Source organism: Pseudomonas sp. MWU15-20650 (assembly GCF_023242475.1).
Classification (GTDB): domain Bacteria; phylum Pseudomonadota; class Gammaproteobacteria; order Pseudomonadales; family Pseudomonadaceae; genus Aquipseudomonas.
Window position 1 is genome coordinate 30,290 of record NZ_JALJFG010000031.1, and the last position, 22,698, is coordinate 52,987.

General features: G+C 59.7%; 23 protein-coding genes and 1 other RNA gene. 10 read left to right on the top strand and 14 right to left on the bottom strand.

All coding sequences use genetic code 11. The features are described from left to right. The first annotated feature begins 127 nt into the window (after nucleotides 1–127). Entirely contained in the window at nucleotides 128–1,270 is a 1,143-nt protein-coding gene (locus tag M5B43_RS20630) for a DegT/DnrJ/EryC1/StrS aminotransferase family protein (RefSeq protein WP_248751844.1), read from the top strand. 109 nt (nucleotides 1,271–1,379) lie between these two features. Here M5B43_RS20630 and gcvH read toward each other — a convergent pair whose 3' ends face one another. The 8 genes from gcvH to M5B43_RS20670 form a co-directional block, all read right to left on the bottom strand. Continuing rightward, nucleotides 1,380–1,763, bottom strand: a complete 384-nt coding sequence (gene gcvH, locus M5B43_RS20635; protein WP_248751845.1) for a glycine cleavage system protein GcvH — start codon at nucleotides 1,761–1,763, stop codon at nucleotides 1,380–1,382. A 53-nt stretch (nucleotides 1,764–1,816) separates the two neighbouring features. Beyond that, nucleotides 1,817–2,899, bottom strand: coding sequence for a glycine cleavage system aminomethyltransferase GcvT (gcvT, locus tag M5B43_RS20640; RefSeq protein ID WP_248751846.1), 1,083 nt, complete (start codon nucleotides 2,897–2,899; stop codon nucleotides 1,817–1,819). Between the two features lie 156 nt (nucleotides 2,900–3,055). Beyond that, a complete protein-coding gene (locus M5B43_RS20645) occupies nucleotides 3,056–4,672 on the bottom strand; it encodes an iron ABC transporter permease (protein ID WP_248751847.1) in 1,617 nt (538 codons plus the stop codon). Between the two features lie 98 nt (nucleotides 4,673–4,770). Further along, entirely contained in the window at nucleotides 4,771–5,775 is a 1,005-nt protein-coding gene (locus M5B43_RS20650) for an extracellular solute-binding protein (protein ID WP_248751848.1), read from the bottom strand. Nucleotides 5,776–5,870: 95 nt separating this feature from the next. After that, a complete protein-coding gene (locus M5B43_RS20655) occupies nucleotides 5,871–7,088 on the bottom strand; it encodes a 2-octaprenyl-3-methyl-6-methoxy-1,4-benzoquinol hydroxylase (protein WP_248751882.1) in 1,218 nt (405 codons plus the stop codon). Nucleotides 7,089–7,149: 61 nt separating this feature from the next. Next, nucleotides 7,150–8,337, bottom strand: coding sequence for a 2-octaprenyl-6-methoxyphenyl hydroxylase (ubiH, locus tag M5B43_RS20660; RefSeq protein ID WP_248751849.1), 1,188 nt, complete (start codon nucleotides 8,335–8,337; stop codon nucleotides 7,150–7,152). Continuing rightward, nucleotides 8,334–9,656, bottom strand: a complete 1,323-nt coding sequence (pepP, locus tag M5B43_RS20665; protein WP_248751850.1) for a Xaa-Pro aminopeptidase — start codon at nucleotides 9,654–9,656, stop codon at nucleotides 8,334–8,336. Before pepP ends, ubiH begins: the two co-directional genes overlap by 4 nt. Nucleotides 9,657–9,676: 20 nt before the next feature. Then, nucleotides 9,677–10,234: a YecA family protein gene (locus M5B43_RS20670; RefSeq protein ID WP_110620387.1), complete on the bottom strand. Its 558-nt coding sequence runs from the start codon at nucleotides 10,232–10,234 to the stop codon at nucleotides 9,677–9,679. Nucleotides 10,235–10,372: 138 nt separating this feature from the next. Between M5B43_RS20670 and M5B43_RS20675 the strand changes: the two genes are divergently transcribed. The 4 genes from M5B43_RS20675 to M5B43_RS20690 all read left to right on the top strand — a co-directional run bounded on the left by M5B43_RS20675 (nucleotide 10,373) and on the right by M5B43_RS20690 (nucleotide 11,793). Further along, nucleotides 10,373–10,582: a TIGR02449 family protein gene (locus tag M5B43_RS20675; protein ID WP_003177365.1), complete on the top strand. Its 210-nt coding sequence runs from the start codon at nucleotides 10,373–10,375 to the stop codon at nucleotides 10,580–10,582. After that, entirely contained in the window at nucleotides 10,579–10,896 is a 318-nt protein-coding gene (locus M5B43_RS20680; RefSeq protein ID WP_005792389.1) for a cell division protein ZapA, read from the top strand. Before M5B43_RS20675 ends, M5B43_RS20680 begins: the two co-directional genes overlap by 4 nt. Before the next feature lie 30 nt (nucleotides 10,897–10,926). Next, nucleotides 10,927–11,105: non-coding RNA, 6S RNA (gene ssrS / locus M5B43_RS20685), on the top strand. 58 nt (nucleotides 11,106–11,163) lie between these two features. After that, a complete protein-coding gene (locus M5B43_RS20690) occupies nucleotides 11,164–11,793 on the top strand; it encodes a 5-formyltetrahydrofolate cyclo-ligase (protein WP_248751883.1) in 630 nt (209 codons plus the stop codon). Nucleotides 11,794–11,799: 6 nt separating this feature from the next. Here M5B43_RS20690 and M5B43_RS20695 read toward each other — a convergent pair whose 3' ends face one another. Further along, nucleotides 11,800–11,997, bottom strand: a complete 198-nt coding sequence (locus tag M5B43_RS20695; protein WP_248751885.1) for a hypothetical protein — start codon at nucleotides 11,995–11,997, stop codon at nucleotides 11,800–11,802. Nucleotides 11,998–12,144: 147 nt separating this feature from the next. Here M5B43_RS20695 and M5B43_RS20700 point away from each other — a divergent pair, with 147 nt between their 5' ends. Together M5B43_RS20700 and M5B43_RS20705 are read left to right on the top strand one after the other, a co-directional pair. Continuing rightward, on the top strand, nucleotides 12,145–12,597 hold the full coding sequence (locus M5B43_RS20700) for an EVE domain-containing protein (RefSeq protein WP_248751851.1): 453 nt from the start codon (nucleotides 12,145–12,147) through the stop codon (nucleotides 12,595–12,597). Between the two features lie 200 nt (nucleotides 12,598–12,797). Then, the gene (locus M5B43_RS20705) at nucleotides 12,798–13,211 is read left to right on the top strand and encodes a hypothetical protein (RefSeq protein WP_248751852.1); all 414 of its coding nucleotides are present in this window, start codon (nucleotides 12,798–12,800) and stop codon (nucleotides 13,209–13,211) included. Between the two features lie 54 nt (nucleotides 13,212–13,265). On the opposite strand, the gene M5B43_RS20710 is transcribed toward M5B43_RS20705, so the two are convergent. Further along, nucleotides 13,266–13,673: a flagellar basal body-associated protein FliL gene (locus M5B43_RS20710; RefSeq protein WP_248751853.1), complete on the bottom strand. Its 408-nt coding sequence runs from the start codon at nucleotides 13,671–13,673 to the stop codon at nucleotides 13,266–13,268. Nucleotides 13,674–13,823: 150 nt separating this feature from the next. Here M5B43_RS20710 and M5B43_RS20715 point away from each other — a divergent pair, with 150 nt between their 5' ends. Both M5B43_RS20715 and glpT read left to right on the top strand, forming a co-directional pair. Next, on the top strand, nucleotides 13,824–14,801 hold the full coding sequence (locus M5B43_RS20715) for an NADPH:quinone oxidoreductase family protein (RefSeq protein WP_248751854.1): 978 nt from the start codon (nucleotides 13,824–13,826) through the stop codon (nucleotides 14,799–14,801). Nucleotides 14,802–15,027: 226 nt separating this feature from the next. Then, nucleotides 15,028–16,365 carry a glycerol-3-phosphate transporter gene (gene glpT, locus M5B43_RS20720; RefSeq protein ID WP_248751855.1) on the top strand — a complete coding sequence of 446 codons (1,338 nt, stop codon included), beginning with the start codon at nucleotides 15,028–15,030 and terminating at the stop codon, nucleotides 16,363–16,365. Here the strand turns inward: glpT and M5B43_RS20725 are convergent. Both M5B43_RS20725 and M5B43_RS20730 read right to left on the bottom strand, forming a co-directional pair. Beyond that, the gene (locus M5B43_RS20725; protein WP_248751856.1) at nucleotides 16,362–17,015 is read right to left on the bottom strand and encodes a gamma-glutamylcyclotransferase; all 654 of its coding nucleotides are present in this window, start codon (nucleotides 17,013–17,015) and stop codon (nucleotides 16,362–16,364) included. The genes glpT and M5B43_RS20725 overlap by 4 nt on opposite strands. Nucleotides 17,016–17,042: 27 nt before the next feature. Continuing rightward, entirely contained in the window at nucleotides 17,043–19,430 is a 2,388-nt protein-coding gene (locus tag M5B43_RS20730) for a TonB-dependent receptor (RefSeq protein WP_248751857.1), read from the bottom strand. 341 nt (nucleotides 19,431–19,771) lie between these two features. Here M5B43_RS20730 and M5B43_RS20735 point away from each other — a divergent pair, with 341 nt between their 5' ends. Further along, a complete protein-coding gene (locus M5B43_RS20735; RefSeq protein WP_248751858.1) occupies nucleotides 19,772–20,254 on the top strand; it encodes a sn-glycerol-3-phosphate transporter in 483 nt (160 codons plus the stop codon). Here M5B43_RS20735 and M5B43_RS20740 read toward each other — a convergent pair. Next, nucleotides 20,251–21,219: a CDP-6-deoxy-delta-3,4-glucoseen reductase gene (locus M5B43_RS20740; protein ID WP_248751859.1), complete on the bottom strand. Its 969-nt coding sequence runs from the start codon at nucleotides 21,217–21,219 to the stop codon at nucleotides 20,251–20,253. The two genes, M5B43_RS20735 and M5B43_RS20740, sit on opposite strands and share 4 nt — an antisense overlap. Beyond that, nucleotides 21,219–22,685 (bottom strand): 4-hydroxy-3-polyprenylbenzoate decarboxylase, encoded by a 1,467-nt coding sequence (gene ubiD / locus M5B43_RS20745; RefSeq protein ID WP_248751860.1) that lies wholly within the window; start codon nucleotides 22,683–22,685, stop codon nucleotides 21,219–21,221. The genes M5B43_RS20740 and ubiD overlap by 1 nt, the downstream gene beginning before the upstream one ends. Nucleotides 22,686–22,698: the final 13 nt, after the last annotated feature.

Genomic DNA, 22,698 nt, shown 5'->3' on the forward strand with positions numbered 1-22,698 from the left:
GGCATTTTTATCCAGAGGGTGACGATTCATTCACAGATGACAGGCTATATTCAGTCAAACCGTGTAACCATGCGGTACTGACACGTTTATTACTCATCGCCTACCTGAAACGGATGCCTTCTTCGTCATGAGCCAACAGCCCTTTCTGCCGTTCTCCAAACCTACCATTGATGAAGCCACCATCTCGGCGGTCGGCGATGTTCTGCGTTCCGGCTGGATCACCAGCGGGCCGAAAGTGCAGGCGTTCGAAGCGCAGCTGTCGGAATACTTCGGCGGCCGCCCAGTACGTACCTTCAACTCCGGCACCTGCACCATGGAGATTGCCTTGCGCATCGCCGGTATCGGGCCAGGGGATGAAGTCATCACCACCCCGATCTCTTGGGTCGCCACGGCCAACGTGATCCTCGAAGTAGGCGCCACTCCCGTCTTTGCCGATATCGACCCGGTGACCCGTAACATCGACCTGGCCCAGGTTGAAGCTGCAATCACCCCGCGAACCAAGGCGATCATCCCGGTCTACCTGGCCGGTTTGCCCCTGGACATGCCCATGCTTTATGCACTGGCCAACAAGTACAACCTACGCATCGTCGAAGATGCCGCCCAGGCCCTGGGCTCCAGCTGGGATGGCGAGCGTATCGGCGCAACCGGCGACTTCGTATCGTTCAGCTTCCAGGCGAACAAGAACATCACCTCGTCGGAAGGGGGCTGCCTGGTGTTGAATAACGCCGAGGAAGCCACCCTGGCAGAGAAATATCGCCTGCAGGGCGTTACGCGTACCGGCTTCGACGGTCTGGATGTGGATGTATTGGGCGGCAAGTTCAATATGACCGATATCGCCGCAACCATCGGCCTGGGGCAGTTTGCCCATATTGAGCAGATCACTGCACATCGCCAGAACCTGGCACGTCATTACTTCAAGTGCTTCGGCAGTGACTTTGAAGAGAAGTATGGTGCGCAACTGCCACCCGCAGACTTCGAAAACAGCAACTGGCACCTGTTCCAGCTGGTACTGCCTGAACGTAAAGACGGTAAGCCGGCACGCGCGACGTTCATGGAGCAAATGAAGGAACACGGCGTTGGCATTGGCTATCACTACCCGCCAATCCACCTGCTGAGCCTGTATCGGGCACAGGGGTTCAAGGAAGGCATGTTCCCGGTGGCAGAGCGTGTTGGGCGTTTGATCGTGTCGTTGCCGATGTTCACGGCGATGACAGAAGCGGACGTGGAGCGGTCTGTAGCAGCGGTTAAAGCAGTATTGAAAGCAAGCTGATGACTCAATGTGGGAGGGGGCTTGCTCCCGATGGCGGTGTCATCAGCTACAGGTGAGCTGACTTCACACTGCTATCGGGAGCAAGCCCCCTCCCACATGGGTTTTGCGTTTACTCGCCGATAGCGGCTTTGTAGCCGGCAGCATCCAGCAGCTTTTCCAGGTCAGCCGGGTTGCTTGGCTTGAGCTTGAAGATCCAGGCGCCGTAGGGGTCGGAGTTCAACAGCTCAGGCTCGCTGCTCAGGGCCTCGTTCACCGCGATCACTTCGCCAGCAATCGGCGAGTAGATATCCGAAGCAGCCTTCACCGACTCAACCACACCCGCCTGGTCAGTTGCGCCAAACACGTTGCCGACTTCGGTCAGCTCGACAAACACCACATCACCCAATGCTTCTTGAGCATGGTCGGAAATACCGACGGTCACAGTGCCGTCAGCTTCCAGGCGCGCCCATTCGTGGCTTTCGGCAAAACGCAGGTCGGCAGGGATATCGCTCATAGTCTGTGTCCTCAAAAAGAAATGTCAGCGGCCTTCGGCCTGCCGGAAATAGGTTAGATCAAGGTTTTACCATGGCGCACGAAGGTCGGCTTGACCACTCGAACCGGGTACCACTTGCCGCGGATTTCCACTTCGGCCCGATCGGCGGTGGCCGTCGGTACACGCGCCAAGGCAATGGATTTGCTCAGCGTAGGAGAGAAACTACCACTGGTGATCTCCCCTTCGCCAACATTGGCGATACGAACCACCTGGTGAGCGCGTAAAACTCCACGTTCCTCCAGTACCAGCCCTACCAATTTGAACTGCACACCCGCCGCCAGCTCTGCTTGCAGCGCGGTGCGCCCGATGAAATTTCGCTCGGCAGGTTCCCAGGCAATGCTCCAGGCCATGTTGGCCGCCAGGGGCGAAACGGCCTGGTGGATATCCTGACCATACAGGTTCATGCCCGCTTCCAGGCGCAACGTATCGCGGGCCCCGAGTCCGATCGGAGAAATACCCGCGCCCACCAGGTCGTTGAAAAAACCTGGGGCCTGATCGGCAGGCAGGACAATCTCCAAGCCATCTTCGCCGGTGTAGCCCGTGCGGGCGATAAACCAGTCGCCATCGGCCTGCCCTTCAAAAGGCTTGAGCTGGTGGATCAGGGTGCCACGCGACTGAGTCACCAGTTCGGCGATTTTCTGCCGGGCATGGGGACCTTGGATGGCTAGCATGGCCAACTCCGAGCGCTCCTGCAGTTGCACCTGGTAGCGGCCCAGTTGCGCCTGCATCCAAGCCAGGTCCTGGTCGCGGGTGGCAGCGTTGACCACCAGTCGATAACCGGTTTCGGTACGGTAGACGATCATGTCATCCACCACCCCGCCCTGCTCGTTGAGCATGGCGCTGTAAAGCGCGCGGCCGCAGCCGTGCAATCGATCGACATCATTGGCCAGCAGGTGCTGGAGCCATTCCTTGGCCTGAGGGCCGGTGACATCGATCACGGTCATATGAGATACATCGAACACCCCGCAGTCGCGTCGCACCTGATGGTGCTCTTCAACTTGCGAGCCGTAATGCAAAGGCATATCCCAACCGCCAAAATCGACCATTTTCGCGCCGAGGGCGAGATGCAGGTCATACAAAGGCGTACGCTGTCCCATGGGTTTCTCCTTCCGGGCTTGGCGAAGGTGCGCAGAGTTGCCGCTTGCGCTGGAGACCTTGAATAACAAGGCTCACAGCCACTCGCAGCGAGTCGATCCGAAATACGGCGCGCACCGAATGCCGCGCATTGTAGCCGCAAGCCGTAGGACTGGCACCTAACCGATTTGTCGGGCAGAGCGACGGATCAGCCCGATGACCGGCAATAACCCAACCAGCACAAGGGTCAGCGCGGGCAGAGAAGCCCGCGCCCATTCCCCTTCGCTGGTCATTTCAAAGATGCGTACCGCCAGGGTGTCCCAGCCGAACGGGCGCATCAGCAGGGTCGCGGGCATTTCCTTGAGCACATCGACAAACACCAGCAGCGCCGCGCTCAGCGTGCCCGGCAGCAACAACGGCAGATACACTTTGCAAAACAGTCGCGGGCCGCTCACACCCAGGCTACGTGCAGCTTCGGGCAACGACGGGCGGATTTGCGCCAGGCTGCTCTCCAGCGGCCCATAGGCCACCGCCAGGAAACGCACCAGATACGCCAACACCAATGCCGACAGGCTGCCCAGCAGCAATGGCTTGCCCGCACCACCTAACCACCCGGACAGCGGCACCACCAACTCGCGATCCAGGTAACTGAACGCCAGCATGATCGACACCGCCAGCACCGAACCGGGCAAGGCATAACCGACATTGGCCAGACTGATACCGGAACGAATCGCCCGGGTCGGCGCCAGACGGTTGGCAAAGGCCAAGATCAACGCCACGCTGACCGTGATCAGCGCCGCGATGCCGCCCAGATAGAGCGTGTGCACGATCAATCCCGTATAGCGCTCATCCAGGTCGAAGCGACCGCGCTGCCAGAACCAGGCGACGAGTTGCAGCATGGGGATGACAAAAGCGCAGGCGAACACCAGGCCACACCAACTACTGGCCGCCACCGCCTTGCAGCCGCGCAGGTGGTACAGCGCCTTGCCACGCGGGCGCTCGTTGCCAGGGCGGACTGCGCCACGGGCGCGGCGCTCGCCGTATAACACCAGCATCACCACCAGCAGCAGCAGGCTGGCCAGTTGGGCGGCGCTGGACAGGCTGAAAAAGCCATACCACGTCTTGTAGATGGCCGTGGTGAAGGTGTCGAAATTGAACACCGAGACGGCACCGAAATCCGCGAGGGTCTCCATCAACGCCAAGGCTACGCCAGCGCCAATCGCAGGCCGTGCCATTGGTAACGCCACACGCCAGAACGCCTGCCAGGGTGATTGCCCCAGCACCCGCGCCGCTTCCATCAAGCCTTTGCCCTGGGCCAGAAACGCGGTACGTGCCAGCAGGTAAACATAGGGATAAAACACCAGCACCAGGACGATGATGACACCGCTGGTGGAACGCACCCTCGGCAAGCGCAGCCCCGTGCCGAACCATTCGCGCAACAGGGTTTGCACCGGCCCGGCGAAATCCAGCAGGCCCACGAATACGAAGGCCAGCACATAGGCCGGAATCGCAAAGGGCAGCATCAATGCCCAGTCGAGCCAGCGCCGCCCGGGAAACTCACAAAGGCTGGTCAGCCAGGCCAGGCTCACGCCCAGCAGCGTTACACCGACACCTACACCCAGTACCAGGGTCAACGTATTGCCCAGCAGACGGGGCATCTGGGTTTCCCAGAGATGGGACCAGATCGGTTGGTCGATGCTTTGCCAAGACAGCAACAGCACGCTCAGTGGCAGCAGCACCAAGGCGGCAACGGTGAAGACCGGCAGGTACCAGCGGCATTGGGCGGGGTGGGCCAAGGAAAGGCTCTCTATGAACAGACTATTCGAGACAAACACAAAACAATGTGGGAGGGGCTTGCCCCCTCGCACATTTAGAGCGGTGACAATTTACACATTCAGTTCCAGCCAGCGCGGTCCATCAGGCGGATAGCTTCAGCCTGGCGCTTGCCCGCCACTTCTACCGGTAGGGTATCCGCCACGAACTTGCCCCAGGTCGCCACCTCCGCCGATGGCGGCACCGCCGGGTTGGCCGGGAATTCCTGGTTCACATCGGCAAAGATCTTCTGCGCCTCAGGCGTGGTCATCCACTCCACCAGCGCCTTGGCTGCCTCGGGGTGCGGCGCGTGCTGGGTCAGGCCGATACCCGACAGGTTCACATGCACGCCACGGTCGCCCTGGTTCGGCCAGAACAGCTTCACTGCCAGGTCCGGCTTCTGCTTGTGCAAGCGCCCGTAGTAATAGGTGTTGACGATACCGACGTCGCATTGCCCGGCGTTGATGGCTTCCAGCACGGCGATATCGTCGGAGAACACGTCGGTGGACAGGTTATTGACCCAGCCCTTGACGATCTCTTCGGTCTTGGCCGCACCATGGGTTTCGATCAGGGTGGCGGTCAGCGACTGGTTATAGACCTTCTTTGCCGTGCGCAGGCACAGGCGGCCTTCCCACTGCTTATCGGCCAAGGCTTCATAGGTGGTCAGGTCACCCGGTTTTACCCGGTCAGTGGAATAGGCAATGGTGCGCGCGCGCAGGCTCAAGCCGGTCCAGGCGTGGGCCGATGAGCGATATTGCAGAGGGATATTCTTGTCGATGACGGCGGAAGTGAACGGCTGCAGGATGCCCATTTGCTCAGCCTGCCAGAGGTTGCCGGCGTCGACGGTGAGCAGCAGGTCAGCCGTGGCGTTTTCGCCCTCGGCCTTGATGCGCTGCATCAGTGGGGCTTCCTTGTCGGTGATGAACTTCACCTGCACGCCCGTTTTCTGGGTGTAGGCGTCAAATACCGGCTTGATCAGCTCGTCGATGCGCGAGGAGTAGACCACGACTTCGTCGGCCGCCTGCACGGTGGTACTGCCGATAAGAGTGAGTGCCAAGGCAGTCAGGAGGCGCTTGGGTGCCAACATGGGTGCGGTCTCTCATTTGCAAAAAGAAGGCAAATGATAAGGACTCACATTTGGTAACGCTCAGCGGAGGCGTTACCAGATGTTGCACAAGTGCCTCAGGGCTTAGCCAGATCCGGCAGATCCCCGCTCAAACCCAACGCCTGACGCACAAAAACAGCCTTGGCCTCCGGCATCTGGTCGACCATCTTCAAGCCGGCATTGCGTAGCCAGCGCAAGGGCAACTGATCGGCCTGAAACAGCCGTTCAAAGCCCTCCATCGCCGCCATCAACGCCAGGTTATGGGGCATGCGCCGACGCTCGTAACGACTCAAGACCTTCACGTCTGCCAAGCGTTCACCGCGCTCGGTCGCCGCCAACAGCGCTTCGGCCAGTACCGCCGCATCAAGGAACCCCAGGTTTACGCCCTGCCCCGCCAACGGATGGATGACATGCGCCGCATCGCCGATCAATGCCAGCCCCTCGGCGACATAGCGTTTGGCATGGCGCTGGCGCAACGGCACGCAGACACGCGGATCCGCGCTGACCACAGTACCCAGTCGCCCCTCAAACGCACGCTCCAGTTCCCGGCAGAAGCTTTCATCATCCAGCGCCATGAGGCGTGTGGATTCAGCCGGTGTGGTCGACCAGACAATCGAACACCAATCCTCCTGCCCATCACGCACCAACGGCAGGAATGCCAGCGGGCCGGTATCGGTAAAGCGTTGCCACGCGGTGCGCTGGTGCGGCTGGCTGCTGCGCACGCTGGTAACGATGGCGTTATGCAGGTAATCCCATTCGCGGGTCGCGGTGCCCGTCAGGCGGCGTACGGCGGAGTTGGCGCCGTCGGCGGCGACCACCAGCGGTGCACGTAAGGTACGACCATCGGCCAGGGTGAGCAGCCAGTCATCGCCGGAACGGCGCATCTGTTCCAGGCGAGCATTGGCCAGCAAGCCCAGGTCGCAGTCGTGCAAGCGATCCAGCAAGGCATCCTGGACCACACGGTTTTCGACGATATGCCCAAGGACCTCGGCATGTACGCTGGCCGCCGAAAAGTGGATCTGCCCGGTGCCGCTGCCGTCCCAGACCTGCATCTCACCATACGGGCTGGCGCGTCGCCCAACGATGCCGTCCCATACGCCAAGGCGCTCAAGAATGCGTTGGCTGGCAGCCGACAAAGCACTCACCCGCGGTTCAAATGCCGCATCCGGTTCAAACGGCTTGACGCTCAATGGGCTGCCGTCGAGCAGCAGCACCTGCAGGCCACTGCCCTGCAACGCCAGCGCCAGGGCGCTTCCGACCATTCCGGCCCCGACAATCAGCACATCTGCGCGCATGTCCATGCTTTAAGCCTTGTCTCGTGTGCGGCACAGGCCGCGAATTAAGTATTGGGCAGTCTCAAACATCGGGGCGCGTGCCCAGGCCCATCGCCTGACGAGCGAACCAGCGTTTGGCCGGTGGTAACAGGTCCAGGCCAAGCAAGCCCATGTTTCGGCCCAGTGCCACCAACGGCTGGGCACTGCCAAACAGGCGCGTCACCTGATCGGAGAAGCCCACGGTGAGTTGCTGGTCCAGGCGCTGGCGTTCGCGATAGCTTTGCAAGGTCGCCAGGTCACCCGGCACTTGCGGCCCGGCCAGCAAGGCTTCGGCCAAGGCATTGGCATCGCGCAGGGAGAGGTTGAAACCCTGCCCGGCAATCGGATGCAGGCTATGGGCCGCATTACCGAGGATCGCCAGGTGCGAGCGCACTTGCTCTTCCGCTTCCACCAGGGTCAGCGGATACAGATGGCGCGCGCCCACTTGCTTCAAGGTCCCCAGGCGATAACCGAACACGCTCTGCAATTCACTCAAGAAACTGCGTTCATCCAGACTGGCCAGGCGCTGGGCGTCCATGCCAATACGGGTCCAGACCAGTGCGCAGCGGTTGTCCGGCAGCGGCAACAACGCCATCGGGCCTTCATCGGTAAAGCGCTCGAAGGCTTCGCCATTGTGGGCTTCGCTGGGGGTGATGTTGGCGATCAACGCGCTCTGGTTGTAAGGCCGGGTTTTCACGCCGATACCCAGTTGCTCGCGCAGGCCGGAACGGCCGCCATCAGCCAGTACCGCCAGGTCGCATTCCAGCACGGTTTCATCGTTGAGGGTCAGGCGGTAGCCATCGGGCAGCGGCTCCATGCGCGTGACTTCTGCCGGGCAGCGCCAGCTCACCACGTCCTTGTCCAAGCCTTGCCACAGGCATTGGCCGAGCCAGGCGTTTTCCACCACATAGCCCAGGGCCGGCACGCCTTCCTCCATCGCAGACAAACGTGCGGTGGAAAAGCGCCCACGGTCCGACACATGAATCTGCTTGATGGGCTCGGCGCGGTGGGAAATGGCCTGCCACAGGCCCAGCCGCTGGTAAATCTGGCGGGCGCCAAACGACAGCGCCGAAGAGCGCGCGTCGTAGCTTGGCTGGTAGCTGTCACCCGGTGCAAACGGTTCGATCAGCACGATCTTCCAGCCCCGTGCCTTGGCCCCGGCCTGCAATGCCAGCGCCAGGCTGGCGCCCACCAGGCCACCGCCGATAATCGCCAGGTTGACCCGGCTCATCGGGCAGCCGCCATCAGCGCTTCGATCTCGGCAACGGTCTTGGGCACGCCACCGGTCAGAATTTCACAGCCTTGCTTGGTCACTACCACGTCGTCCTCGATGCGTACGCCAATGCCACGCCATTTCTTTGCCACGTTCTGGTTATCCGGCGAAATGTAGATTCCCGGCTCCACGGTCAAGGCCATGCCGACTTCCAGCACACGCCATTCACCGCCGACCTTGTACTCGCCCACGTCATGCACATCCATGCCCAGCCAATGGCCAGCGCGGTGCATATAGAAGGCGCGGTAGGCTTCGCTGGCAATCAACTCGTCAATATCACCTTGCAGCAACCCCAGCTTCACCAACCCGGCAGTGATGACCTGCACGGTCGCCTCATGCGCCTGGTTCCAATGCTTGTTCGGCGCGATCTGCTCGAAGGCGGCTTCCTGAGAAGCCAGCACAATCTCGTAGATCGCCTTTTGCTCAGGCGAGAACTTGCCGTTGACCGGCCAGGTGCGGGTGATGTCGCTGGCGTAGCAGTCGATCTCACAACCGGCGTCAATCAGTACCAGGTCGCCGTCCTTGAGCAACGCGTCATTCTGTTGGTAATGCAGGATGCAGCTGTTGCGTCCGGCGGCGACGATAGAGCCATAGGCCGGCATTTTCGCACCGCCCTTGCGGAATTCGTAATCGAGCTCCGCCTCCAGGCTGAACTCATGCAAGCCGGCACGGCTGGCCTGCATCGCCCGTACATGGGCAGCACAGGAAATTCGCGCGGCCTCGCGCATCACCTTCACTTCTGCCGCCGATTTATACAGGCGCATATCGTGAAGCAGGTGATCCAGGGCAACGAATTCGTTCGGCGGCTGGGCACCGAGGTGCGCCTTAGAGCGGATCACGTTGATCCACTCCATCAAGTGCCGGTCGAACTCGGCGTTACTGCCCATGGCCGAATACACCCGGTCGCGACCTTCGATCAGGCCGGGCAGGATGTCGTCGATATCGGTGATAGGGAACGCATCATCAGCGCCAAAGTCACGGATCGCGCCTTCAGTGCCGGCGCGCAGGCCGTCCCACAATTCGCGCTCGGCATTGCGTTCGCGACAGAACAGCACGTACTCGCCATGCTGGCGACCAGGCATCAGCACGATCACCGCTTCCGGCTCGGGAAAACCGCTCAGGTACTGGAAGTCGCTATCCTGGCGATAGACGTGCTCCACGTCACGGTTGCGGATCGCCACGGCGGCGGCCGGCAGGATCGCGATGCTGTTGGGTTCCATCTGCGCCATGAGCGCCTTGCGGCGACGGGTGTATTCCGCTTTCGGGATATGAATCATGGGCAGATGGGTTTCCTTTTTCAGTGCAACGATGGCTTGGCTGCGGCCGGCTCAGCGGACTTCTTGGTCTCGGTGAACAGCAGCAGCGGCGCGACGCGCAGGTACTCCATGACTTCCATGTAGTCGCCTTCGCCGTCTTCGGACTCTTCCAGGGCATCTTGCACCTGAGAGATGGCCGCCAGATCCTGCAGCACTTCCTTGGCGTCGGTGCTCAGTTCCAGGCCACCGGCGTTCACGCCAAAGCCGTGAAGGAAACCCTGGCACCATTGGCCCAGCGCGGCAGCACGCTCGGTCAGCGGGGCGTCGTCGGTCGGCAGTAGCAGCACCACGGTGACGTCATCACCGGTGAGTTCACCCTTGACCATCTCTTGCAGGCCGATCAACGCGTTGCGCACGTTCTCGGTCGGTTCGGTTTCCAGCAGCTCGGCCACATCAGCCAGCCAGTTGTCGGCGTCAAAGCCCACACCGGTGCAACTGCGGCCCAACAACACACCGTGCAGTTCGGCAGGCGAGCAAGGATGACCACTGGAGCTCAGCAGTTTGGAAAAAGCGTCGTACGGGGAGTTCTGAATAGGCATGGTGAGCTAGGCGCCAGACGGCGCAATGTCTAGAATGGAGCGTTGTATCCTAGCACCGGCAGACGCACCAAGACTATCGAGGGCGTCAGATCGTTTATCCTGCAGTTGCCATTCATCAGACAAATCCAGTGGAACCCAATGGAAGACACCGACCTGCAAGCGCTGATGGCCAGACTCGAACTGCTAATTGATCGGGTCGAGCAACTTAAGAGCCAAAACGGACTCCTATTAGCTCAGGAAAAGACCTGGCGCGAGGAACGCGCTCACCTCATTGAAAAAAACGAAATCGCCCGGCGTAAGGTCGAATCGATGATTTCGCGCCTGAAGGCCCTGGAGCAAGACTCATGAGTTCAAGCAATAGCGTTACCGTGCAGATCCTCGACAAAGAATATTCGATCATCTGCCCCCAGGAAGAACGTAGCAACCTGGTGAGTGCTGCCCGCTACCTGGATGGCAAGATGCGTGAAATCCGTAGCAGCGGCAAAGTCATCGGCGCCGACCGCATCGCCGTGATGGCCGCGCTGAATATCACCCACGACCTGCTGCATAAGCAGGAACGACCTGACGTGCAGGCCAGCGGCTCAACGCGTGAGCAAGTGCGTGACCTGCTGGAACGCGTGGACCTGGTGCTTTCCACCGACTCAGACGCACCCAAGGGCTGATTGCCGAGACGGTTTAAGGTATACTCGCCCCACTCCCTGGCGTGTTTGCCAGTCGGCGATGTCCCTGAGCCGATTCGCACTACCCTGGAAGTTGCACGTTGGGCTGGTGTGCATGTCCGCTAGACGGAAAGCCTTAAAGCCTACTGCTTCTTCCACCTTGAACTTTCGGGTTCAAGGGCTAAGTCGACAGCGGCTCTGTCGGGGAGCCTGAATTCCCAAACTCAATGCCAGTCCCAGGACTGGCATTGTTTTATGAGCCGAAAAGCCATGACCGAACCTGCGCCGCTTTCCCGTCCGCAACTTCGACGCATGTTGCGCAAAGCCCGTCGAGCCCTCACGCCGACCGAACAGCGCCAAGCCGCCCTGGGCTTGTATCGGCAACTGGCACAGCACCCGCTGTTTCGCCGAGCCAAACACATCTCTTTATACCTGCCGACAGACGGCGAAATCGATCCGCGCCTGCTGCTGCGTGCGGCACAGCGACGGGGCAAGGCCACTTACCTTCCCGTGCTCAGTGCCTGGCCGCGCACCAAGATGGTGTTCCAACGCGTGCGACCTGGGGATAAGTTGTTGCCCAACCGCTTTCGTATTCTTGAGCCACGCGTGAATGCCCACCAGCAACGCAAAGTGTGGGCGCTGGACCTGGTGTTATTGCCGCTGGTGGGGTTCGATGAAGCCGGTGGACGCCTGGGCATGGGCGGCGGGTTTTACGACCGCAGCCTGGCCTACCTCGCACGGCGCCAGAACTGGCGCAAGCCGACGTTACTGGGGCTGGCCCATGAATGTCAGAAGGTCGACCGCTTGGCGCAAGCGAGCTGGGACGTGCCGCTGGCAGGCACTGTCACCGATAAGCAGTGGTATGTCGCAGAAACGTCGCCGGAGCCAGCGACGCCTTGAAGCCAATTAACGCTTGAACGGATGTGGCTGCTGCTGAGCCAGTTCAATGGGCGCATCGGTCTTGTTCGACCACAGACTCTGAGCATACCCGGTGGTCACGACGCCCAGACCAAACAAAATAACCAAAATCCATAGTAAATCCGGTTTACGTTGCATCGATTGCCCCCCTTCAGGCACCTCGTACACGATGACAACAACGTTCAAAAGTAGTCCGTTGCGGCTGCGTCAAGCTTAAGATCGCGGCATTCTGCGTTAACGTGAACCAACACGCAAACCTTGACGCCAACCGACTGTCGGTTTGTCATGGAATTGCCCGACAACTTGCCCAATGCCTTTTTCAGGAGCCCCAAAATGGCCTACTGGTTGATGAAATCCGAGCCCGACGAACTTTCCATCAAGGGCCTGGAAAAACTCGGCGAAGCCCGCTGGGACGGGGTGCGTAACTATCAAGCGCGTAACTTCCTGCGCGCCATGGCCGTCGGCGACGAGTTTTTCTTCTATCACTCCAGTTGCCCCGAGCCGGGCATTGCTGGCATCGGCAAAATCACTCGAGCCGCCTACCCGGACCCCACTGCGCTAGAACCAGAAAGCCACTATTTCGACGCCAAGGCCACTCCGGAGAAAAACCCATGGAGTGCGATCGATGTCGCCCATGTACAGACCTTCCCCAAGGTGCTGGGGCTCGGCTATCTAAAGCAGCAAACTGCACTGGCTGAAATGCCGCTGGTGCAAAAGGGCAGCCGGCTTTCGGTCATGGCCGTTACGCCCGACCAGTGGACTACAATCATCAATATTCTTAGCTGAGCGACATCAAGTGCCGACGTCCCACGGGGAGAAATAATTATAAAAAGGCATTAAGAATTTAAAAAAGAATATAAAAAACTGTTACTTATGACAGTAGAAAGCTTCATCTCCACGAAGTCTAATGACTGCATAGAAATTGGCTACCAACAGAATTGGGGTAGTGGCAAATTTTTATGCTTTTTACTTAACGGAGATTGATCATGACGGACATACCGAAGTTGGATAAAGACGTTGAAAAAACTGAAACCATTACTGCGAGCGCCCCAAGCACCACACCAACCAAGATGACGGTAGAAGGCGGGTACGCCCCATGGGGGTTCAGTGGCAAGATCGAACTTGAGTACTCTCTTGTACCAGGCTCGTCAAAAATCTTAGTGAGGACTTTAAGATACTTTCTTGGAGCGTCATACCCACCGGAATATTCGAAATTTAGCATCGAACTATCTGGGGTACGCCCCTTAGAGGTATCCCCAAGATATATAAATGCATGGGAGACTTGGGGCTCTGGTGATGAAACAATTTCTAAAACCTTTACTGCTCTTTTCATTTTCCAGGCGATGCCGGGTGGCCCCACTGCAACCGATCGAAAAATCATAACTCTGCCCATTATTTGAAAGTGCCTATCGCCTGCGGCCGGCAAACCAGCCGCAGGCTTAGTTAATCTGCACTTATTGAATAATCAAGTTATTGAACAACAAATCCTCTACTATCGGCTTACCCGTCTCATCGTTCATCACTTGCTGCGTTTGCTTCAACGCTTCCTGACGCAGTTTTTCTTTGCCCTCGACAGTGCTCATGGCCTCGTTGGTCTGCTGAGTGAACAACGCCACCAACTGGTTACGAATCAGCGCATCGTTGGCTTTGACCGCGGCGGCGGCTTCAGGCCCAGTCACGCGCAGGGCGATGTCGGCCTTGAACACCTTGAGCTTGGCCGTGCCGTCCAGGCCGTAGTTGCCCACGAACGGCGGTGTCAGGCTGATATAGCTGACCTTAGGCGCCTCGCCCTCTTTGGCCTCTTCGGCCTGGGCCGCCATCGGCAAGGTCAGGGCCAGCATCAACAGGATCCACGCTTTCACAGTTCATTCCTCGAATTCGGTTGCCGGGTAGCATAACGCTAGCAAGGCTGAGTACAAGCTTATGGCGACTTATCAGGGCCGGGCATGCTCGTTGACCCAGGGGCGTACCCTCCTACACTTATCGGCCACGACACCAAAAGGAATAGCCCGATGAAAGCTGTGCTGTGCAAAGCCTTCGGCCCCGCCGAAACCCTGGTGCTGGAAGAGATCGCAAGCCCGGCGATCAAGAAGAATGAAATCCTGCTGGAGGTGCATGCTGCCGGGGTGAACTTCCCGGACACGCTGATCATCGAGGGCAAATACCAGTTCAAGCCGCCCTTTCCGTTCTCGCCGGGGGGTGAAGCGGCGGGCGTAGTCAGTGAGGTGGGCGAGAAGGTCAGCCACCTGAAAGTCGGTGATCGCGTCATGGCCTTGACCGGCTGGGGCAGCTTTGCCGAGCAGGTCGCCGTGCCCGGCTATAACGTGCTGCCGATCCCGCCAAGCATGGACTTCAACACCGCCGCCGCCTTCAGCATGACCTACGGCACCTCGATGCACGCGCTGAAACAACGAGCCCATCTGCAACCCGGCGAAACCTTGCTGGTACTCGGCGCCTCCGGCGGTGTGGGCCTGGCCGCCGTGGAAATCGGCAAGGCCATGGGCGCCCGGGTCATCGCCGCCGCCAGCAGCGCCGACAAACTTGCCGTGGCCAAGGCGGCGGGCGCCGATGAGTTGATCAACTACAGCGAAGCCAGCCTCAAGGATGAAATCAAGCGCCTCACCGACGGTAACGGCGCCGATGTGATCTACGACCCGGTGGGCGGCGACCTGTTTGACCAGGCCATCCGCGCCATTGCCTGGAATGGCCGCCTGTTGGTGGTGGGGTTTGCCAGCGGGCGCATTCCCGAGCTGCCGGTGAACCTGGCGCTGCTCAAGGGCGCGTCCGTGGTCGGGGTGTTCTGGGGCTCGTTCGCCCAGCGCCAGCCGCAGGACAATGCGGCGAACTTCCAACAACTGTTCACTTGGTATGGTGAGGGCAAGCTCAAGCCACTGGTGTCGCAGGTGTATCCGCTCGAACAGGCCGCCCAGGCCATTAACGATCTGGGGCAGCGTAAGGCGGTCGGCAAGGTCGTCGTCCAGACACGCTAGCAGACCCGGATGCAGTCGTTGGGAGGGGGCTTTGCCCTCCCCCATCGGATCTGCACCTTACTGAAAATCCTGGACCGACTATCGGTTGTCTATTAGCGACATGTTCGTAAAAGAACATGCAATCGCTCCGTTTTCCTGTGTTTGCAGATAAGAGGCGATGCTATTTTCGGTAACGAAACTGTAACATTCGCATCCGCAGTCAAAACAAGAAATTTGGAGCTCTTGAATGTTTGCTTTCTTTCGTCCTGCCGCACACCAGGCACCCCTGCCTGAAGAAAAAATAGACAGCACTTACCGACGACTGCGCTGGCAGATTTTCGCCGGTATTTTCTTCGGCTACGCCGGGTACTACCTGCTGCGCAAGAACTTCTCCCTGGCCATGCCGTACTTGATCGACGAGGGTTACACCCGTGGCGAACTGGGCCTGGCAATGTCGGCGATTGCGATTGCCTATGGCTTGTCCAAGTTCCTCATGGGCTTGGTGTCCGACCGCTCGAACCCCCGCTATTTCCTGCCCTTCGGCCTGCTGATTTCCGCCGGGGTGATGTTCATTTTCGGTTTCGCACCTTGGGCAACATCCAGCGTAACCATGATGTTCATTTTGTTGTTCATCAACGGCTGGGCCCAAGGCATGGGTTGGCCGCCAAGCGGTCGAACCATGGTGCACTGGTGGTCGCAGAAAGAACGCGGCGCCGTGGTGTCGGTCTGGAACGTGGCGCATAACGTCGGCGGTGGCATGATCGGCCCGCTGTTCCTGCTGGGTATGGCTTGGTTCAACGACTGGCATGCCGCGTTCTACGTGCCGGCGACCGTGGCGTTGATGGTGGCCGCGTTTGCCTTCATCACCCTGCGCGACACCCCGCAATCGGTGGGCCTGCCGCCCATCGAGCAATACAAGAACGACTACCCGCAAGGCTACGACGCCAGCCACGAAGATGAATTCAGCGCCAAGGAAATCTTCGTCAAGTACGTGCTGCGCAACAAGATGCTGTGGTACATCGCCTTCGCCAACGTGTTTGTCTACCTGCTGCGCTACGGCGTATTGGACTGGGCGCCGACGTACCTCAAGGAAGCCAAACACTTCGACGTGGATAAAACCTCGTGGGCGTATTTCTTCTACGAGTGGGCGGGTATCCCGGGCACGCTGCTGTGCGGCTGGATGTCAGACAAGATCTTCCGTGGCAACCGTGGCCTGACCGGCATCGTGTTCATGGCCCTGGTGACCGTGGCGACCCTGGTTTACTGGCTCAACCCGCCAGGCAACCCGATGATCGACATGATCGCGCTGTTCTCCATCGGCTTCCTGATCTACGGCCCGGTGATGCTGATCGGCCTGCAGGCGCTGGAACTGGCACCGAAGAAAGCCGCCGGTACCGCAGCGGGTTTCACAGGCTTGTTCGGCTACCTCGGTGGTTCGGTCGCCGCCAGTGCAGCCATGGGCTACACCGTTGACCATTTCGGTTGGGATGGTGGCTTTGTACTGTTGGTGGGCGCGTGCCTGCTGGCAATCGCGTGCCTGATTCCAACGCTGTGGCACACCAACAGCGTCAGCGCGGCGCGTTAACCGCCGGAGCGCTCTTTTGCACAACGCTTGAGCCGCGCCTCCAGGTTTTTATCTGGCATGGCGTGGCTACGCAGGGCGTTCACGGTCTGCTCGACATAATCGCGCGTAGTGCCGTAACGCCCGCAGGCGCTTTGCAGCACATGGTTGAGCACAATGTCCGGCAGATTGCCGGCATAGCTGGGTAAGTGCCGCTCCAATACAAACCCCAACGCCTGCACCTGACTGCCATCTTCCAGGCGGCAGCTGAGCCAGTGCGGCCGGTACGAGGGGTAAGGCATCTCGCGCTGCCACAAGGCGTAAAGCGAAGCCTCCAGTTGGTCTTCCGGCAAGCGGTAGGCAAACCCGCTGCAGGAACCACCGCGATCCAGCCCGAACACCAAGCCCGGTAACTCCGGCGTACCCCGATGCTCGTGGGACCACAGGTACAAGCCCCGGTGATAACCGTGGACCCGTGCCCGCACCCGCTCAGTCGACGAACATTCAGGCCGCCAGATCAGCGAACCATACGCAAATAGCCAGACCGGCCCACCCTTATGCCGCCCCATGGTGGCCTGCATTGAGCTCATTAACTGTTCGTGAGTGAGTTGCGGCCCTAGATCGAGCCGCGGAGGGTAAGCCAATTGCAAAAGATCGGATTCAATGGCGGTCATGGCGAAAAGCGGTGCGCCTCCTGTGTATTACCAGTTGTAAGCAACTTTACCGTAATAAAACGCGCCGCTGTAACCGTACGGCGAAAAAGTGCTATAGGCCAGATTGCCACCACTGCTGGCATAGGCATTGACCTTCTCGGGGTATTTATCAGTGACGTTGTCGCCGCCCAGGGTGAAGGTCCAGTTCTTCAACTTATAATCCGCCGACAGGTCCAGTACCCATGTCGCGTTGAAGGTCTGGTCGTTGACCTTGTCCGCCTGGTAGCTGGTGAACTGGCCATAGCGCACCAGATTGCTGTGCAGCGCCCAACGGCCGAAGGTGAAGTCGTTACCCAGGCTCAGCTTATGTTGGGGCGTGGTGTCGCCCAGCAAACCGATACGCTCGCGACGGTCCACCCGCACCAGGTTGGCCCCCAAACTGTCCAGGATCGCTGGATTGGCTTTCACGTCGGTGACTCTGGTGTGGTTGTAGTTGTAACCCACGGTGCTGTTCCAACGGATGCCGTTATCAAACGGGTAGCGGTAGTTGGCTACCAGATCGACGCCGTCAGTGCTGGTATCGGTGGCGTTGGTGAAGTAACGGGCGCTGGTGTAGTTGATGTTGCCGACACCATTGGCTTGCAGGTAAGCCACCGTCGCCGGGTTGAGATTGAGGTTGGAAGACAGGCTGATACGGTCACGGATGTCGATGCGGTATACGTCGAGTGTCACGGTCAGGTCATCAGCAGGTTCCAGCACAAGCCCAAGGCTGTAGTTGCGAGACTTCTCCGCCTTCAGGTCTTCGGCACCCAGCAACCGCGCGACGCGGCTGTTGGCCGGAAAGGTACCGGCCTCCTGGACAGTGCTGCCGATCAACTGCGACGAGGTATAGGCAAAGTTCTGTTGCGCCAGGGAAGGCGCGCGAAAGCCATTGGAGATACTGCCGCGCAGCGCCACTTGCGGTGTGAAGTCGTAACGGGCCGACAACGAACCGCTGACGTTTGAGCCGAAGTCACTGTAGTCCTCATGACGCACAGCGACCGAAGCGCTGAGTTTTTCGGTGAAGTTGGTTTCCAGGTCCAGGTACTGCGCCCAAGTGTGCCGCGAGCTGCTGCCGGCATCAGCGTCACGGAAACCACCGAGGCCCGAGCTGCCGGTCTGATAGTAAGAAGCAGGTTCGCCCGCTTCGATTTCATAACCCTGGTGCAGGTATTCGCCACCAAACGCCACGGAAACCGGGTACGGCAGGAAACCCACGTCAAACTCACGGGACAGGTCCAGGCTGACTTGCTTCTGGTCGTTACTCAGGGTGCCGTTGTTGAATTTTCGCGGCGTGGCCAGGCCCAGGGAGGTGTTGATGGTTTCGGTGCTCAGGTCGTACTGGTTCTTGCCGTAGTTGGCCGACAAATCGTAATGCCAGTCGTAGGCCAGCAAGCCGCGCAGGCCCGCGACCAGCGAGGTGTCTTGCAGGTTGCCTTTGATTAAAGGCAAGTAGCCATTGGGGTTGAGCGCCACAATATTGTTGGATGCATTACTCGCGCGGTAAAACGCCGCCGTCTCGCCGCGCCGCTTGCTATAGCCGCCGAAGGTGTAGAACTCGAGCCCGTCACTGAACGAATACTCAGCGTTGAACTGTAACTTGCCTTCATTGGTTGCCGGCTCGCCTTGGCGGAATACGCGCTGGCCGTAAGTGGTGGAACCTACGCTGGCCGGTCGGAAATCATCGCCGGCGCGGTTGGTGTAATCGTTGTCGGCGCCTTCGGCCGAGAGGTTGAGAAAGCCGTTATCACCCAATGCCAGGCCAGTGTTGCCGCTGATATTGCGCTGAATACCGTCGCCCTTCTTGTATTCGCCGAATTTGGTGGAGATCGACCCTCCATGGTCGTCATGCTTGAGAATCACGTTGATTACCCCGGCAATCGCATCGGAGCCATACCGTGCGGAAGCACCGTCGCGCAGCACTTCGATGTGGTCCACCGCCGACAACGGAATCGCATTCAAGTCCGCCGGAGCCGAGCCACGCCCCACCGCCCCGCCCAAGTTGACGAAAGCGCTGGTATGGCGGCGCTTACCGTTGACCAGCACCAGCACCTGGTCCGGCGACAAGCCCCGTAATTGCGCCGGGCGCACCAGTTCTGCGCCATCCACCAGGCTGGGCCGTGGGAAGTTGATCGATGGAATCAGGCGAGCCAGCACGGCACCCAGCTCATCGGAGCCGGTGCTGCGCAAGGTTTCCCCGGAAATCACATCGATAGGTGACAGCGAAGCACTGGCGGTGCGCTCTTGGGCGCGGGTGCCGGTGACGATCACGGTGTCGAGTTTGGGTGCATCGGCGGCAGCCGTCTCGGTCGCCAGAACTGGATTGAATCCCACAGCGGCCAGCAAGTTGGCCGACAAAATCGCCGTGTACAACGCGTGTTTCTTGTAGCGCCCCATACCGCTCCCCTTTTCCATGTGAATCAGTAATCACAAAACAGAACGTCAACGTTCTGAGTTCGTACGATCGATCCGGCTGGCGGGCGGTAGCGGTCAGTGCTTGGTTAGTGTGGTGACGTCGGTAGTCCGTTGATATATAGCCTAAAGCTATCTATTGAATAAATTAAATACCTTAAAAGAATAAGAGAAAGCATAAGCACAGCACCCATTCGTCAGGATTGGGCACGACAATCCCGATACTTTCAGCCCCGGTTCAGCCTGGGCGAGTGCCGAAACGTCAAACTGACGCGCACATCACGACCCACTTAGCCGCTCCTCAAACCGACTATCGAGGTCATACCATGAAGAAATTCCGCTTACCTGGCCTGTTGTTCCTTGCCCAGGCCACCACCGCACTGGCCGCCGAGACTCCACCGGCCAATGAAGACAAAGGCTTCTGGTACGCACAAACCAGCGTCTACACACGGCACTTTGCGCCTGACCCGGACCACAACAACAACCAGGACCTGATCGGCCTGGAACGCAATGAGGCGTCGGGCCTGCTGTATGGAGGGGTGACCTTTCGCAACTCGTTCAGCCAACGCTCGTACTACGCCTACGTGGGCAAGCGCTATGACATGGCCGACTACCCGGTGTATGCGAAGTTGACGGGCGGGCTGCTGCAAGGCTATCGCGGCGAGTACCGCGACAAGATCCCGTTGAACCGCTTCGGCGTGGCGCCGGCGATCATTCCGTCCGTGGGCGCCCATTACGGGCCGGTGGCGGCAGAGCTGGTGTTGCTGGGGTTCAATGCAGCGATGGTGACGACGGGCGTACGCTTTTAGGGACGCGGCGCATAAGCAAACACGTCGGCGCGCATCTGGTGCGCATCCATCCCGGCGTCGACCAGTGCATCCAGGGTGCCGTAGATCATCGCCGGCGAACCGCTGGCGTAGACATGCACGGCCTTGAGGTCGGCAATATCCTCGCACACCGCCTCATGCAACAACCCGCAGCGCCCTTCCCAGCCGCACAGGTCGCTGACCACCTTGTGCAAGAACAGATTGGGCAGTTGCTGCCATTGCGCCCAATGCTCGATTTCGTAGAAGTCTTCCGGACGGCGCACGCCCCAATACAGATGCACCGGGTGCTTGAAACCGGAAGCACGGCAATGCTCGATCAGGCTGTGCATCTGCGCCATGCCGGTGCCGGCGGCGATCAACACCAGCGGTCCATCCGGCAACTCGGCCAGGTGAGTGTCGCCAAACGGCAACTCAACGCGAGCCATCTGGTTGCGTTGCAACTGCTCCAGCAGGTTGCGTGCGCTGTCCTCGCGCGCCAGCACATGCAGTTCCAGCTCACGCCCGGAATGCGGCGCCGAGGCCAGGGAAAACGCCGACTTCTCGCCGTTCTCCCGCTCGATCATCAGGTATTGCCCCGCGTGATAACGCACCGCCTTGCCGGCCGGAGCGCGCAGGCGCACGCGCCACACATCGCCACCGACTTCCACGCACTCACTCAATTGGCACGACAACTTGCGCAACGGCAACTCTCCCGGCGCCAGTACGCCATCCCACAACACAATGCAGTCTTCCAGCGGCTCGGCGATGCAGGTGAAGAACTCACCATGGTCGCGCACTTCACCGGCTTGCTGCACACGGCCTTCGACCAGCAGCGCGGCACATACGTGGCACACACCGTTGCGACACGCCTGGGGGCATTCGTAGCCCAGGCGACGTGCGCCTTCGAGGATTCGTTCGCCAGGGACCAGCTCCAGCACCGCGCCGGAAGGTTGCAGGGTTACACGCATCAATCTATTCCCAATTCTTTCCAGATCGCATCGACACGTGCCGTGACGGCTTCATCCTTGACGATTACCCGGCCCCACTCGCGAGTGGTCTCACCCGGCCATTTGTGGGTGGCATCCAGGCCCATTTTCGAACCCAGGCCCGACACCGGCGAGGCAAAGTCGAGGTAGTCGATGGGGGTGTTATCGATCATCACCGTATCGCGCTTGGGGTCCATGCGCGTGGTGATGGCCCAGATCACGTCGTTCCAGTCGCGGGCGTTGATGTCGTCGTCGGTAACGATAACGAACTTGGTATACATGAACTGTCGCAAAAACGACCACACACCCAGCATTACCCGCTTGGCATGGCCAGGGTACGACTTTTTCATGGTCACGATGGCCATGCGATACGAACAGCCTTCGGGCGGCAGGTAGAAGTCGGTGATTTCCGGGAACTGCTTCTGCAGGATCGGCACGAACACCTCGTTCAGCGCGACACCCAGAATAGCGGGCTCATCCGGCGGACGGCCGGTGTAGGTGCTGTGGTAGATCGGCTTGATCCGATGGGTGATGCGCTCAACGGTGAACACCGGGAAGCTGTCGACTTCATTGTAATAGCCGGTATGGTCGCCGTAAGGACCTTCATCGGCCATCTCGCCTGGATGAATCACGCCTTCGAGGATGATTTCAGCGGTGGCCGGCACTTGCAGGTCATTACCGCGGCACTTCACCAGCTCTGTACGGTTGCCCCGCAACAGGCCGGCGAAGGCGTATTCGGACAGGCTGTCAGGCACGGGTGTCACCGCGCCGAGGATGGTCGCCGGGTCTGCACCCAGGGCCACCGAAACCGGGAATGGCTTGCCGGGGTGTTTTTCGCACCACTCACGGTAGTCCAGGGCACCGCCACGGTGGCTCAACCAACGCATGATCACTTTGTTACGGCCAATCACTTGCTGCCGGTAGATGCCGAGGTTCTGGCGATCCTTGTTCGGGCCCTTGGTGACGGTCAGGCCCCAGGTGATCAGCGGGCCAACATCGCCAGGCCAGCAGGTCTGCACCGGGAGCATGGCCAGGTCGACATCATCACCCTCGATGACCACTTCCTGGCACACCGCGTCCTTGACCACCTTGGGGGCCATGGCAATGATCTTGCGGAAGATCGGCAGCTTCGACCAAGCGTCCTTCAAGCCCTTGGGTGGCTCGGGCTCCTTGAGAAAGGCCAGCAGCTTGCCAATCTCGCGCAGCTCGCTCACCGATTCGGCGCCCATGCCGAAGGCCACACGGTCGGGGGTGCCGAACAGGTTGCCAAGCACCGGGATATCAAAGCCGGTCGGGTTTTCGAACAGCAGCGCCGGGCCCTTGTTACGCAAGGTGCGGTCGCAAATCTCAGTCATTTCCAGTACCGGTGAAATCGGCATCTGGATACGTTTCAACTCTCCGCGCTGCTCAAGTTGCTGCACGAAATCCCGAAGATCCTTGAATTTCATTAACCATGCCACC

Bases quoted from the DNA above. Each gene is read 5' to 3' on its own strand.
- M5B43_RS20725 (WP_248751856.1), bottom strand. From the start codon at position 17,015: ATGACCGCCATTGAATCCGATCTTTTGCAATTGGCTTACCCTCCGCGG.
- M5B43_RS20650 (WP_248751848.1), bottom strand. From the start codon at position 5,775: ATGTTGGCACCCAAGCGCCTCCTGACTGCCTTGGCACTCACTCTTATC.
- M5B43_RS20655 (WP_248751882.1), bottom strand. From the start codon at position 7,088: ATGCGCGCAGATGTGCTGATTGTCGGGGCCGGAATGGTCGGAAGCGCC.
- M5B43_RS20675 (WP_003177365.1), top strand. From the start codon at position 10,373: ATGGAAGACACCGACCTGCAAGCGCTGATGGCCAGACTCGAACTGCTA.
- M5B43_RS20735 (WP_248751858.1), top strand. From the start codon at position 19,772: ATGAAGAAATTCCGCTTACCTGGCCTGTTGTTCCTTGCCCAGGCCACC.
- ubiH (WP_248751849.1), bottom strand. From the start codon at position 8,337: ATGAGCCGGGTCAACCTGGCGATTATCGGCGGTGGCCTGGTGGGCGCC.
- M5B43_RS20670 (WP_110620387.1), bottom strand. From the start codon at position 10,234: ATGCCTATTCAGAACTCCCCGTACGACGCTTTTTCCAAACTGCTGAGC.
- M5B43_RS20700 (WP_248751851.1), top strand. From the start codon at position 12,145: ATGGCCTACTGGTTGATGAAATCCGAGCCCGACGAACTTTCCATCAAG.
- ubiD (WP_248751860.1), bottom strand. From the start codon at position 22,685: ATGAAATTCAAGGATCTTCGGGATTTCGTGCAGCAACTTGAGCAGCGC.
- M5B43_RS20690 (WP_248751883.1), top strand. From the start codon at position 11,164: ATGACCGAACCTGCGCCGCTTTCCCGTCCGCAACTTCGACGCATGTTG.
- glpT (WP_248751855.1), top strand. From the start codon at position 15,028: ATGTTTGCTTTCTTTCGTCCTGCCGCACACCAGGCACCCCTGCCTGAA.
- pepP (WP_248751850.1), bottom strand. From the start codon at position 9,656: ATGATTCATATCCCGAAAGCGGAATACACCCGTCGCCGCAAGGCGCTC.
- gcvH (WP_248751845.1), bottom strand. From the start codon at position 1,763: ATGAGCGATATCCCTGCCGACCTGCGTTTTGCCGAAAGCCACGAATGG.
- M5B43_RS20630 (WP_248751844.1), top strand. From the start codon at position 128: ATGAGCCAACAGCCCTTTCTGCCGTTCTCCAAACCTACCATTGATGAA.
- M5B43_RS20715 (WP_248751854.1), top strand. From the start codon at position 13,824: ATGAAAGCTGTGCTGTGCAAAGCCTTCGGCCCCGCCGAAACCCTGGTG.
- gcvT (WP_248751846.1), bottom strand. From the start codon at position 2,899: ATGGGACAGCGTACGCCTTTGTATGACCTGCATCTCGCCCTCGGCGCG.
- M5B43_RS20740 (WP_248751859.1), bottom strand. From the start codon at position 21,219: ATGCGTGTAACCCTGCAACCTTCCGGCGCGGTGCTGGAGCTGGTCCCT.
- M5B43_RS20680 (WP_005792389.1), top strand. From the start codon at position 10,579: ATGAGTTCAAGCAATAGCGTTACCGTGCAGATCCTCGACAAAGAATAT.
- M5B43_RS20705 (WP_248751852.1), top strand. From the start codon at position 12,798: ATGACGGACATACCGAAGTTGGATAAAGACGTTGAAAAAACTGAAACC.
- M5B43_RS20730 (WP_248751857.1), bottom strand. From the start codon at position 19,430: ATGGGGCGCTACAAGAAACACGCGTTGTACACGGCGATTTTGTCGGCC.